The following is a 12,293-nucleotide window of genomic DNA, read 5'->3' on the forward strand; positions in this document are numbered from 1 at the left end:
GAGGGTGTATACAAGAGCGGGGGCCAACGGCCCCCGCTCACCTAACTCGGTGTACTCAAAGGCCTACGGGCAGACGGACTGCTCGAAGACGAATTCGCCCTGGTCGGAGATCTTGACCACCACGGCGCACTTGATCGGGTCGCCCTGAGCGTCGAACTTGGACTTGCCGGTGATGCCGTCGAAGGACTTGATGGCGGCCAGGCCGTCGCGGATGAGCTGGCGCTCCTTGCGCGGATTGGAATCAACCTTGCCGGCGTTCTGGATGCCCTGAACGAGCAGGCCGATGGAGTCCCAGGTCAGGGCCGCGTAGTCGGCCGGGGTGGAACCGTAGGTCTTCTCGTAGCGGTCGATGAAGACCTTGGTGGCGCCGGTGGCGCCGGCCGCGGCGTAGTGGGTGGAGAAGTAGTTGCCGTAGCACTGCTCGCCGCAGAGCTTGATCAGGTCGGGGGTGCCCCAGGCGTCGGAGCCCATGAACGGACCCTGGTAGCCGAGGTCACGCGCCTGCTGCACGATCAGAGCGACCTGGTTGTAGTTGTCGGGCACGAAGATGAAGTCCGGGTTGGCCTTGATGATGGTGGTCAACTGGGCGGAGAAGTCCTGGTCCTTGGTGCCGTGGGACTCGAAGGCCACGACCGGGCCCAGGCCCTTCTTCTCCCAGGCGGCCTTGAAGATCTCGGCCAGGCCCTTGGAGTAGTCGTTGGACACGTCGAACAGGACGGCAGCGGTCTTGGCGCCGAACTTTTCGGAGGCGAAGTCGGCCGCGACCGGGCCCTGGAACGGATCCAGGAAGGCGGCGCGGAAGACCCAGGGGCGGTCCTTGGTGGTGTCCGGGTTGGTGGACCAGGGGGTGATCATCGGGCAACGGTTATCGTTGCAGGTGCCGCCGGCGGGCACGGCCTGCTTGGAGGAGTTGGGGCCGATGATGGCGACAACGTTCTCCTGCTCGATGAGCTTGAGGGCCGCGTTGACGGCGGATTCGGCCTTGGACTCGTTGTCCATGTACACGAACTCAAGCTGGTACTTCTTGCCGCCGACCTCGAGGCCGCCGGCGTCGTTGATATCTTTGAGGTACATCTCGGCGGCCTTCTTGGAACCGTCGCCGACCTCGGGAATGTCGCCCGTCAGGGGCAGGTTGAAGCCGATCTTGATGGTGTCGGCGGCAAAGGCCGGAACGATCATCAGGAAGCTCAGAACGAACGCGAGAGCCAGCAGGCCCGTCTTGTGCAAACTCAGTTTCATTACTCCTCCTCTCATAGGAATTATGGTTGCTGATTGAAACAGTGATGATTCATACACCAAAAGGGGGGTGAGAGGAAGTGGTTTTCGGTAATACATTTTTGCAAATCTGGCGGTATGGTTGAATTAATTGCGCAGTTCCAGGTGAAAACAGGCCATAATTTCTCGAAAAGAAATTTTTAGGGGAATAAAATTTTTCATTAATGTGAGAAAACCTCCCGAGTAGCGCCGCCCGGCGTCCGGCGTTTCCGCGAAGCGGGGGACGCGATGCGCCCCCAGGGCGCGAAAAAAGGCCGGTTCCGAGCGGGAACCGGCCCTTGATTTCGGGCTTGCGGACGGCCTGTGCGGCGGTTATTCGCAGGCCTCCCCGGCCTTGGCCTGCTGCTTGTCCGCCCGGCGCTTCTTCCTGGCCGCGGCCTTGGCTTCCTCTTCCTCGCGCAGGGCGCGGCGCAGGACCTTGCCGACCATGGTCTTGGGCAGGTCGGTGCGGAACTCCACCTGGCGCGGGACCTTGTAGTTGGCCAGCTTCTCGCGGCAAAACGCGATGACGTCGCAACGCTCCAGCTTTTCGCCGTCGTGGACGACCACGTAGGCCTTGATGATCTCGCCGCGCGCCTCGTGAGGAATGCCCACGGACACGGCCTCCTTGATTTTGGGGTGGCCGTGCAGGACCTCGTCGATCTCGCGGGGGTAGATGTTGTATCCGCCGGAGATGATCAGGTCCTTTTTGCGGTCCACGATGTAGAAATAGCCTTCCTCGTCCATGGTGGCGATGTCGCCGGTGTACAGCCAGCCGTTGCGGAGCACGTCGGCCGTGGCGTCGGGCCGGTTGTAGTAGCCCTTCATGACCTGCGGTCCGCGGATGACCAGTTCGCCGCGCTTGCCCGCGGGCAGCGGCTCGCCGCCCACGTCCATGTCCACGATCTTGGCGTCCGTGTCCGGGAAGGGCAGGCCGATGGAGCCGTTCTTGCTCTTGCCCTCCAGGGGGTTGAAGTGGGTCACGGGCGAGGCCTCGGTCAGGCCGTACCCCTCGGTGATGGACGTGCCCGAGCGTTCGAGGAATTGCTCCATGTACTCCACGGGCATGGGGGCGGACCCGGACACACAGACCTCGATGGATTTGAGGTCGTATTTGTCGATGTCCTTTTGCTGCAACAGCGAAATATACAGGGCGGGCGCGCCGGGAAAGACCGTGGGCCGGAGCTTGTGGATGCCCTTGAGCACATCCAGCGGCACATAGCGTGGGAACGGGGCCAGGGTCGCGCCCAGGCTGGTCGGCCAGGCCAGGCATGTGGTCAGCCCATATATATGGAAATAGGGCAGGATGCCGAGGAAGGTCTCCCGCTTTTTGCCCAGGGTGTGCATCATGGACTGGCACTGCTGCATGTTCGCGCCGATGTTGAAATGGGTCAGGATGCATCCCTTGGCCACGCCGGTGGTCCCGCCGGTGTACTGCAACAGGGCCATGTCGTCGGCCACCACCCGCTCGTTGGTGAATTTCTCGCGCCCCTTGGCCAGGGACTTGAAGGGGAGCACGGACTTGCCGTCGAAGGGGACCTTGGGCGTACTGCCGTTCTTCCGGGCCTGCAGGGCGTAGAGCACGTTCAGGGGAAATTTCAGCCCCTCGCCGATGGAGGTGACGAAGAACTTCTCCACCGGCAGGGAGTCGCGGAGCTTTTCGAGCTTGGGCCAGAGCAGGTCCAGGGTGATGCAGCAGCGCACCCCGGCGTCGTTGAACTGGTGGATGATCTCGGTCTCCATGTACAGGGGATTGGTCATGACCCCCACGGCCCCGGCCCGGAGCACGCCCCAGAAGGCGATGATGGTCTGGGGCAGGTTGGGCAGCATCAGCGCCACCCGGTCGCCCTTGCGGATGCCCGCCGCGCGGAGGTTGGCGGCCACGATCTCGGTCCGGGCCTTGAGCCCGGCGTAGGTAATCGACCAGTTGCGGAAAACGATGGCCTTGCGCTTGGGCCACTTGTGCGCGGCCCTGTCCAGGAACTTGAACAGCGGAATTTTCTCGTAATCCAGGGTCGGCGGCACATCCGGATCATAGGATTTGAGCCAGGGGCGGTCGAGTTGCTCCATCTCAGGGTTCCTTCAAGGGGTTTCGGTGATGAAAATGTGCGGCGAACGTATAATAGGCCGGTGACGGGGTCAATATGGCGCGTTTCAAACAACGGGGTCGAATTTTTGACGTTTTTTTCGCGTTCGGCAAGGTCCGTTGCCGAACCGGCCTTCGCTTGGAGGCATGTTGGGAATAAGATTCTTTCATTATAGTGTGTTGTGGTAAAATCAGGTGCGAGACAAAGCCTGCTTGCCACCCTTGGCAAACTCCTTGCAGATACCCCCGCACGCCCCTTTCGGGGGAAATCATTGCCCGCCGGCTAAAGTCAGAGCCGGAACGCGCCGATTATTCAATATGTCAACGATTGATCGGCGGGCGGGCTCGGCGGAGGGTGCGGCAGACGTCCGGGAAAGCCCGGTCCAGGCCCGAGTTGACAGGTAAGGTGGCCGTGTCTAGAGTGAAATCCTCGGCAAAGCCGGACGCCTCTTCGAACGGATGCATCATTGACCGAACGAATGACCGAGAAGTTGTATGGCTGAATACGCTGAAAATGTGGTGACCGGAATGCTGATAACCGAAGGGTGCTACCTCAGGCCGAGCAAGAGCACCCGAGTCCTGGCCATCCTGGACGCCCTGTCCAGGGATTCCAGCCTGTCCCAGTACGAGTTGGGAAGACGGCTGCATCTGTCCGGGGCCATGGTCAACCAGTACCTCAAGCAGTTGCAGGCCGACGGGCTGGTCGAGTTCCTCCCGGTCAACGGCAAGAGCTACAACTACACCCTGACGGAACAGGGCCGCCGCTCGCGGCAACGGATGTTTTCGGACTATTCCTCGGAAACCGTCCGGCTCTATTCCACCATCAAGGAGTTCGTGCTCGACAAGCTCAAGGGCCTGGATGAAGAAGGCAAGCGGGACCTCGCGCTCTTTGGTGCGTCCGAGACCTGCGAAGTGGTCCTGTCCGCTCTGCGCGGCTCCCGCTTCCGGATCAAGGTCCTGCTGGACAACGACACCGAAAAACAGGGGCAGATTTTCAACGGACACGTGGTTTCCGCACCGCATGTCCTGGATCAGGTGGACTGCGATGCCGTGGTCATCACCTCCTTTGGCAAGCAGGGCGAGATCTATGAACAGGTCAAGCCCTATTCCGAAAAGCGCGGATTTCAAATCGTGAGATTCTGATTATGAAACAGATTCAATCCGTCACATTGCGTTCGGGCGTCACCATCGGCAAGGGCCATCCCTGCTTCGTGGTCGCGGAAATCGGCAACAATCATCAGGGCGAATTCAACATCGCCAGGCAGATGATCGACGAGGCCGCGTCCGCTGGGGTCCAGGGGGTCAAATTCCAGAAGCGGGACAGCGAGGCGCTGCTCACCCGGCAGGGCCGGGCCGCTCCCTACACTGGTCCCAACAGCTTCGGCCCGACCTACGGCGAACACCGCGCCGCGCTCGAGCTGTCCATCGAAGAGATGGCCCGGCTCAAGGAATACTCCGAATCCCTGGGCCTGGTCTTTTTCGCCTCGGCCTGGGACGACCCGAGCCTGGCCCAGATCCTGGACCTGGACGTGGAACTGCTCAAGATCAGTTCCGCCGAACTGGTCAACGTGCCCCTGGTGCGCAAGTACGCCAAGGCCGACATTCCGGTCATCCTGTCCACCGGTATGAGCGGTCTGGACGACATCGACGTGGCCATGGCCGAAATCCGCGCCTACCACGACGACGTCATCCTCCTGCACTGCAATTCCACCTACCCGTGCCCCGAGGAACACATCGGCCTGCCGGTCATGGACGCCCTGCGCGAACGCTACGGCGTGCCGGTCGGCTACTCCGGGCACGAGAAGGGCATCGGCCCCAGCGTGGCCGCGGCCGCCCTGGGCGCGTGCGTGGTCGAGCGCCATTTCACTCTGGACAAGACCCTCAAGGGTACCGACCACCAGGCCTCCCTTGAACCCGCGCAACTGGCCGCCATGGTGACCATGATCCGCGAGGTCGAAAAGGCCGTCCAGGTCAAGGGCAAGGTCGTCTTCCCCGACGAACAGGCCGCCGCCAAGAAGCTGCGCAAGTGCATCGTCTTCTCCCGCGACCTGCCCGCCGGGCACATTCTCACCGAGGCCGACCTGACCACCCGCTGCCCGCGCGTGGGCGTCTCCCCGGTCCACTGGGACGAAGTCCTCGGCGCGGCCCTCAACCGTTCGGTCAAGCACGAGGAACCCGTCCAATGGGATGCCCTCAGCCTGACCCAATCCGTCTGCGCAGGCGCCGCCTCGTCGTAGACGCCGAGTAAGCGAAATGGAAGTGCGGACGCGCGTGGAGCGTCCGCACTTTTTTTGTCTCCGACGGCCGGGGGAAGGACTGTTTTTATATGGGCTCCATATCGTCATCCTTCGGCGTGCGCTCGTCCTTGCCGAAGGCACATAAAAAGTTTGGGAGGGTCCAGGGAACCTTTTTCAAAAGGTTCCCTGGCGGGGTCTGGGGCAGCGCCCCAGCGGGGTTCGGGGCAGTGCCCCGGCCTCCGGAGGCAACAGTCTATACGTAAATTATCATTCATCTCGGGCGTGGAGCGTGCTAGGAGGTGAGGCATGGCCGCAACCGTGCCGGAGGAGGGCGAATGAGTCAGTCGGACATTCTGTTGGAAACAGGGACCAATGAGCTTGAGATCATTGAGTTCTTCATCGACGAAGTCACCCCGGACGGGGTGGAGCGGCAATATTTCGGCGTGAACGTGGCCAAGGTGCTGGAGGTCGTCGAGGCCCCGGAGGGGCTGGAGGGTTCCGAGGCGGCGGTGCACCCGAGTTTTCTGGGCACGATCCCGTTGCGCGACCTGATTCTGCCGGTGGTGGACCTGAGCGTGTGGCTGGACATGGAGCGCTCGCCCGCCGCGAACGAGCCGATTATTGTGACCGAGTTCAACGCCATGATCACGGGCTTTCTGGTTTCCGGGGTGACGCAGATCCACCGGGTCTTCTGGGCCGACGTGGAGCCGCCGAGCAAGTACGTGTCGTCCATGGAGAACAACTGCATCACCGGGACGGTCAAGATCAAGGACCGGTTCGTGCTCATGCTCGACCTGGAGCAGGTCCTGGCCGATCTGGACGAGTCGGGCCAGACCCAGGCTAACCTGAGCAGCGTTGTTTCGGAGCAACGGTACCGGGCGTTGGTGGCGGACGATTCCACATCGGTGCGCCAGTTGCTCGAAAGCAATTTCAGCCAGGCCAATTTCGAGGTGACCATGGTCCGCGACGGGGCCGAGGCATGGTCGTTTCTGGAGGGGATCAAGGCCAAGTGCGCGTCCGGGGGCGGGAGCCCGCTGGACTATCTGGACGCCGTGGTCTCGGATGTGGAGATGCCGCAGATGGACGGCTACACCCTGACCCGCAAGGTCAAGGAGGACCCGGTCCTCAAGGTCCTGCCCGTAGTCCTCTTCTCATCGCTCATCTCCAAGTCCGTGCTGCACAAGGGCAAGGCGGTCATGGCCGACGAGCAGGTCACCAAGCCGGAGTTCCACGGCCTGACCGAGAAGGTCATCAACCTGATCCGCGGCTGGGACGGGAACGGGGCCGCGGGCTAGCCGGTCACCTCGTCCAACTGCCTGCGCAGAGTGGACACGCCGCAGGAGTGGTGCATGTAGACCGGCACGTCCTTACCGCGCACGGCGTCGAGCACATCCTTGCGCGCCTTGTGGGACACCTTGTTGGTGAACATGACCACGAAGTCCACCTGGCCCAGGGCCTTGGATATCTTCCGCTCCTTGCCGGTGAAGTGCTTCAGCTTGATCCCGCTGCGTTTCGCTTCCGAGACGTATTCCTGCTTCAACCGGTCCATTCCGCCTATCAATGCTGCGCACATGTTGCCCTTCCTTCGTTGAGATTGAAAATCGTTATCAATAAATACCCGGCAGCGAGGGGCGTGTCAACAATTGATCGCGATTTCTTCGCGAGGAATTTCAACCGGCTTAATCCGTTGGGGATTTGCGCAGCGCCTTGCCCTCGTGCCAGGCCCTGCCGACCTGTACGCCCACGGCCCAGTAACGGTTGTCGGGCATGGTCAGGGTGAAGGGACGTGCCTTTTCCACGTCGACGTGGCCATCGGTCAGGAACCGCTCTTCGGTCCAGGCGGCGACCAGTTCGCCGATGAACAGGGTGTCGTTGGTCATGTGGAACTGTTCCTTGAGGCGGAATTCCATGGCCAGGGGGCAGGCGCGGATGAGCGGGGCGTTTTCGAGCTCGCCGAAATGGACCTCGAACAGGCCGGACTTGTCGGTCCGGTTGCCCGAGGCCAGGCCCGCGTAATCGGTCTCGGCGACCATGTCCACGGACGGAAGGTTGATGGAGTACTGGCCTGTTTCGAGGATGGCCCGGTGGCTGGCGTGTTTCTTGTTGACCGCCATGGCCATGATGCACGGGTCGTAGTTGACCCGCGTGACCCAGGCCATGGCCATGAAGTTGGGCCTGCCGTCGAGCATGGTCCCGAGAATGGTCTGCGGTTCGGGCAGGATGAAGGCGTTGTTGCCGATGTTGATCCGCTCGGACATGGTGAGCTCCTTTTTTATTGTATGTACATACAAGTGTTCTTGGCGATAAAACCGGACGCCGGGCCTCCGGGTCAGCTTAGGTCTTCGAGGCGCTGGTGCGCGGCAAAGGTCTCGCGGGCCAGGTCGTCGCCCGCCTCGCGGCCGAGCACGGCGGAGTAGTCCTCGTGCAGTCGGGTCCAGGCCTTTTCGATCTCCGCCTGGGCCTTCCGTGCCCTGTCCGTGGGATAGACGCGGGTCAGCTTGCCTTCCTGTCGGCGCTCCACCAGGTCCTGATAGACCAGCTTGTCCGTGAACCGGGTCAGGGTGGACGGGGCCAGGTGCAGGTGGTCGGCGAGCTCCGTCACGGTGATGCCCGGCTGGTCGTTGACCAGCATGACGGCAAAGGCCAGGGACGGGGAGAGCCCGGTGTCGCGGAACGCCTTTTCGGCCAGGCGCGTGACCGACCGTGCCAGGGCGTTGGCCGTGAAGAACAGGCAGTTTTGCAGATAGAGGGATGGTTTTTTCATGGGGTTCTCGCTTGTATGTACATACAACTATCATCGATATACGGAGACGTAAAGGAGGCGAGGCCGGAAGGGAGGCCAAAGCGGATGCGGGACGCGTCGTGGGCAGCGGATGCGGAGGGGATCGGAGTGCCGGGTGCCGGTCGGATCCGGCGCGGCACAAACCGGCGGGAGGCGAAGACCGAGGCGGAAACCGGACACGTGGGGTGAACAAGGCGGTATCCGGACACCGGGGGACGAGGAATCCGGGGAAAGAAGGGCCCGGGGCAAGGGCGGCATCCGGGGAGCCTGCGCCTGCCGGGAGCCGGGGAAGGCGCGGCTATGGTGCCGGGGGCCAGGTTTCGTTTTCGGGGTCGGCTTCGGGCAGGGCGCATGGGGCGCAGTCCGCCACGCGGTTACCCTGGCCGTGGTCGATGAGAGACGGGACCGTTCCGACCACCACGTTGACCCGACCGCCGAGCAGGACCTGGCCCTTGAACCCGGTGAACAGGCCCAGCTCGGTCCAGGCAAAGGTGTTGGCCGTGGCGGTCAGGGCCTCGAAGGGGTAGCAGAACAGGGCGTAGTTGGCCCGGCCGCGCACCCGGTTGTTGGCGAAGAATCCGCGCGAGCCGGTCTGGACCGCGCCGCGCGCTCCCCGGCCTCCGGCCATGACGATATCGTTGCAGGTGACCACCAGGTCGTTGGCATAGAGCAGCAGGCCGATGGACTCTTCCCCGCGCGCCTCAATGCGGTTGCCGGTGATGATGGCCCGGTTGTTTCTTGAAAAATCAGCACCTCCATTGGTGTCGAAATACCAGCCGACAACAACTCCGTTGGGCCCGAACTTATTGGGGTAGGCGATTCCTTCGTTGTCCGTGACGATGCGGTTGGACTCGATGCGGATGAACCCCTTGCCCTCGGGGCCCAGTTCGTTGTCCAGGACCTCGATGCCGTTGCGCGAGGTGCGGTTGATCTCGTTGCCGCGGATGGTCATCTCTGCGCCCGTGGTCCAGTCCGCGAGCACGCCGTACCCGGCGGTCTCCTCCGGGTGGTCGTTGATCATCTCCAGGCGGTTGTGCTCGATGAGCACCGTGCCCGTGACCGCCCCGTTGAGCCCGCCCTTGGGGTGGACCAGACGATTGCCGACCACGATGCCGGCCTGGAACGGCAGGGAGTCGCCCTGGCTCCAGGTGATGGCCGTGTCCTGCGGCAACACGTTGGTCACGACGCAGCCGCCGATCTCCAGCCCGCCCGCGTAGGCGAAGTGCAGGGGCGTACCCTTGGCCCCGTCGAAATGGAGGTTGCGGACCACGATGAGCGGTCCGTCCTTGCCCGGCGGCGCGGTGTCCACGGGCAGGGGGGAGTAAAAGGTCCAGTCGCCGCCCGAGATGGTGGTCAGGGGCTCATCCGCTTCGTCCAGCCTGCCCAGGATGCGGACGTTCTTGGTGATCTTGACCCGCCCGTCCGCGCCGAAGTCGAACCGGCCGCGCAGCCGGACCGTGCCTCCCTTGTCCAGCGCGGCCTGTACGTTGGCCACGTCTCTGGCCGGGTCGCCCGTGCCCGTGACCACGGCGTCTTCGGCGCCGGCGGGGACGGCGAGAAAGAGGACAAGAAACAGGACGGTGAAGAAACGGTGCATGGGGTCTCCGTGCGGCTGGTCGTTCATTTTTGCGGCTATCTGAATGATTTTACCCCCTTTGGCGACGATGTTCAATGCGCTGACCGGCGTCCCGCGGGCGGCCCCTGCCCTCGCATCAATATTTATAATGGCGTTTATCAATTTGTTCGCGAACCATAAAGACCACGATGCATAACGGATGGCTGATACGGCCTGACAAGCGACCCGCGAGGGGGGGGGATAGCGATGCGTTTGAGAACCAGAATGACGTTGATGCAGGTGGCCACTGTTGTGGTGGTCATCGTGGCCCTCAGCCTACTCTCCATACAGGGATTGAGAGGGTATGCCGATGGACAGATGAAGGATTTCCGGCGTGAGCAGATGGAGGACGCCCGCCTGAATCTTGAGGACGCCGTCCAGATGGCCGAGGGTACCATCAAAAGATATTACGACCGCTCCCAGGACGTTGAGGGCTTGAAGCGGGACAGGGAAGAGGATCTGAAGCGGGTGGTGGACGTGGTCTACGGCCAGGTCAAAGCCTACTATGACGCCAACGCGGGCCGCCTGGATCAGGCAAACCTCATCCGGGGGCTGCGCCGTATCGTCGAGCCCGCCCGCTTCGACGGGGACAACTACGTCTGGGTGCAGAATCTCGACAACGTCATCCTGGCGCACCCCTCTGACGCCCTGCGGGACAAGGACATGTCCGGACTCAAGGACAAAAAGGGATTTCCGATCATCGCGGGCATGAGCGACATAGCCAGGAAAAACGGTCAGGGCGTGGTCGCCTATTGGTGGCCCAAGCCGGGCGAGGACGTGCCCAAGCTCAAGATATCCTACGTCCGCCTCCTGCCCGAGGCCGGATGGGCCATTGGGACCGGGGCCTGGATCGAGGACATCACCCAGGCCATGAAGAAGGAGGCCCTGCGCCAGGTGTCCAAGATGCGGCTCACGGACGGCAACTATTTCTGGGTCACCGACCTGACCCCCAAGATGGTCATGCATCCGATCAATCCCGGGCTGGACGGCAAGGACCTGAGCCGAGAACTGGACAGCAAGGGCAAACCGTTCTTCGTGGAGATGGCCGATGTCGCCAAGGCGGCGGGCCAGGGATTCGTGAGCTACTTCTGGACCAAGCCCGGCGAGCAGGGCGATTTCCCCAAGCTCTCCTTCGTCAAGCTGTTCAAGCCGTGGGGCTGGGTCGTGGGCATGGGCGTCTACGTCGACAACATCGACGCCGCCATCGCCGCCAAGCAGGCCGACCTGGACAAACGTATCGAGAGGATGATCCTCATGGTCCTGGGCATCGCCCTGCTGCTGGCTGTTCTCGGCGTGGTCGCGGGCATGATGAGCGCCCTTTCCGTGACCCGGACCTTGGGTGGAGAGCCTTCCGACATCGCCGGGATGGCCTCCCGGGTGTCCGAAGGGGACCTGACCATGGCCAAGGCCGACGACCGCGACCGGGGCGTGCTCAAGTCCATGCTCCAGATGGCCGATCGGCTGCGCGGCGTGGTCGGCGAGGTCCAGTGCGCCACGGACAACGTGGCCGCGGGCAGCGAACAACTCTCGGCTTCGTCCGAGACCCTGTCCCAGTCCACAGAGGAACAGGCCGCCTCCATCGAGGAGGTCTCCTCGTCCCTGACCGAGATCGTGGCCTCCATCCGCAAGAACGCGGACAACGCGGAAAAGACCAGCGAGATCGCGGACCAGACCAACCGGGAAATCCTCACCGGAGAGGAGTCCGTGCGCCGGACCGTGGGGGCCATGCGAGAGATTGCGGACAAGATTTCCTTCATTGAGGAGATCGCCCGGCAGACAAACCTGCTGGCGCTCAACGCGGCCATCGAGGCGGCCCGGGCCGGAGAGCACGGCAAGGGGTTCGCCGTGGTCGCCGCCGAGGTCCGCAAGCTGGCCGAGCGCAGCGGGACCACGGCCCAGGAAATCCGCGAGCTGTCCGCCTCCAGCGTGCAGGTGGCCGAGCAGACCGGCGACCTGTTCGCCCGGCTCACCCCGGAGATCGCCAAGACCGCCGAACTGATCAAGGACGTCTCCAAGGTCTGCTCCGAGCAGAACCACGGAGTCAGCCAGATCGAACGGGCCATGGGCCAGTTGGATACGGTCATCCAGCAAAACGCCATGGCCTCCGAGGAGATGGCCTCCACCGCCGAGGAACTGGCCGGACAGGCCACGACCTTGCAAAGCGCCATGCACTACTTCCATGTGGACAGCGTTGACCAGACCTGCGAACAGGCAAACTTCAAGGCCCTGCCGCCGGGCGGGGCATCCTGATCGATCCGAAGAGAAAGCCCCCTCGCGGTCTTCCGCGAGGGGGCTTTCTCTTGCGCTCTGCCGTGCCGG

General features: G+C 62.9%; 10 protein-coding genes. 4 read left to right on the forward strand and 6 right to left on the reverse strand.

Annotated elements, in window-relative coordinates:
* Window positions 1-63: 63 nt before the first annotated feature.
* Entirely contained in the window at window positions 64-1,239 is a 1,176-nt protein-coding gene (locus tag V8V93_RS05450; RefSeq protein ID WP_338669346.1) for an ABC transporter substrate-binding protein, read from the reverse strand.
* 348 nt (window positions 1,240-1,587) lie between these two features.
* Window positions 1,588-3,324 (reverse strand): long-chain-fatty-acid--CoA ligase, encoded by a 1,737-nt coding sequence (locus V8V93_RS05455; protein WP_338669347.1) that lies wholly within the window; start codon window positions 3,322-3,324, stop codon window positions 1,588-1,590.
* A gap of 544 nt (window positions 3,325-3,868) precedes the next feature.
* On the opposite strand from V8V93_RS05455, the gene V8V93_RS05460 reads away from it, so the two are divergent.
* The 3 genes from V8V93_RS05460 to V8V93_RS05470 all read left to right on the forward strand — a co-directional run bounded on the left by V8V93_RS05460 (window position 3,869) and on the right by V8V93_RS05470 (window position 6,872).
* Window positions 3,869-4,483: a winged helix-turn-helix transcriptional regulator gene (locus V8V93_RS05460; RefSeq protein WP_338669348.1), complete on the forward strand. Its 615-nt coding sequence runs from the start codon at window positions 3,869-3,871 to the stop codon at window positions 4,481-4,483.
* A gap of 2 nt (window positions 4,484-4,485) precedes the next feature.
* On the forward strand, window positions 4,486-5,577 hold the full coding sequence (locus V8V93_RS05465) for an N-acetylneuraminate synthase family protein (RefSeq protein WP_338669349.1): 1,092 nt from the start codon (window positions 4,486-4,488) through the stop codon (window positions 5,575-5,577).
* A gap of 335 nt (window positions 5,578-5,912) precedes the next feature.
* Entirely contained in the window at window positions 5,913-6,872 is a 960-nt protein-coding gene (locus V8V93_RS05470) for a chemotaxis protein (protein ID WP_338669350.1), read from the forward strand.
* On the opposite strand, the gene V8V93_RS05475 is transcribed toward V8V93_RS05470, so the two are convergent.
* The 4 genes from V8V93_RS05475 to V8V93_RS05490 all read right to left on the reverse strand — a co-directional run bounded on the left by V8V93_RS05475 (window position 6,869) and on the right by V8V93_RS05490 (window position 9,956).
* Window positions 6,869-7,150 (reverse strand): DUF2325 domain-containing protein, encoded by a 282-nt coding sequence (locus V8V93_RS05475; RefSeq protein ID WP_338669351.1) that lies wholly within the window; start codon window positions 7,148-7,150, stop codon window positions 6,869-6,871. The genes V8V93_RS05470 and V8V93_RS05475 overlap by 4 nt on opposite strands.
* Before the next feature lie 106 nt (window positions 7,151-7,256).
* Window positions 7,257-7,835, reverse strand: a complete 579-nt coding sequence (locus V8V93_RS05480) for a flavin reductase family protein (protein WP_338669352.1) — start codon at window positions 7,833-7,835, stop codon at window positions 7,257-7,259.
* 71 nt (window positions 7,836-7,906) lie between these two features.
* On the reverse strand, window positions 7,907-8,341 hold the full coding sequence (locus V8V93_RS05485; protein WP_338669353.1) for a MarR family winged helix-turn-helix transcriptional regulator: 435 nt from the start codon (window positions 8,339-8,341) through the stop codon (window positions 7,907-7,909).
* A gap of 316 nt (window positions 8,342-8,657) precedes the next feature.
* Window positions 8,658-9,956, reverse strand: a complete 1,299-nt coding sequence (locus tag V8V93_RS05490) for a right-handed parallel beta-helix repeat-containing protein (RefSeq protein WP_338669354.1) — start codon at window positions 9,954-9,956, stop codon at window positions 8,658-8,660.
* Window positions 9,957-10,199: 243 nt separating this feature from the next.
* Here V8V93_RS05490 and V8V93_RS05495 point away from each other — a divergent pair, with 243 nt between their 5' ends.
* Window positions 10,200-12,224: a methyl-accepting chemotaxis protein gene (locus V8V93_RS05495; protein WP_338669355.1), complete on the forward strand. Its 2,025-nt coding sequence runs from the start codon at window positions 10,200-10,202 to the stop codon at window positions 12,222-12,224.
* Window positions 12,225-12,293: the final 69 nt, after the last annotated feature.

The sequence above is a fragment of the Pseudodesulfovibrio sp. 5S69 genome (genome assembly GCF_037094465.1).
In the GTDB taxonomy this organism is placed as follows: domain Bacteria; phylum Desulfobacterota; class Desulfovibrionia; order Desulfovibrionales; family Desulfovibrionaceae; genus Pseudodesulfovibrio; species Pseudodesulfovibrio methanolicus.

Bases quoted from the DNA above. Each gene is read 5' to 3' on its own strand.
- V8V93_RS05475 (WP_338669351.1), bottom strand. From the start codon at position 7,150: ATGTGCGCAGCATTGATAGGCGGAATGGACCGGTTGAAGCAGGAATAC.
- V8V93_RS05450 (WP_338669346.1), bottom strand. From the start codon at position 1,239: ATGAAACTGAGTTTGCACAAGACGGGCCTGCTGGCTCTCGCGTTCGTT.
- V8V93_RS05455 (WP_338669347.1), bottom strand. From the start codon at position 3,324: ATGGAGCAACTCGACCGCCCCTGGCTCAAATCCTATGATCCGGATGTG.
- V8V93_RS05490 (WP_338669354.1), bottom strand. From the start codon at position 9,956: ATGCACCGTTTCTTCACCGTCCTGTTTCTTGTCCTCTTTCTCGCCGTC.
- V8V93_RS05460 (WP_338669348.1), top strand. From the start codon at position 3,869: ATGCTGATAACCGAAGGGTGCTACCTCAGGCCGAGCAAGAGCACCCGA.
- V8V93_RS05495 (WP_338669355.1), top strand. From the start codon at position 10,200: ATGACGTTGATGCAGGTGGCCACTGTTGTGGTGGTCATCGTGGCCCTC.
- V8V93_RS05480 (WP_338669352.1), bottom strand. From the start codon at position 7,835: ATGTCCGAGCGGATCAACATCGGCAACAACGCCTTCATCCTGCCCGAA.
- V8V93_RS05465 (WP_338669349.1), top strand. From the start codon at position 4,486: ATGAAACAGATTCAATCCGTCACATTGCGTTCGGGCGTCACCATCGGC.
- V8V93_RS05470 (WP_338669350.1), top strand. From the start codon at position 5,913: ATGAGTCAGTCGGACATTCTGTTGGAAACAGGGACCAATGAGCTTGAG.
- V8V93_RS05485 (WP_338669353.1), bottom strand. From the start codon at position 8,341: ATGAAAAAACCATCCCTCTATCTGCAAAACTGCCTGTTCTTCACGGCC.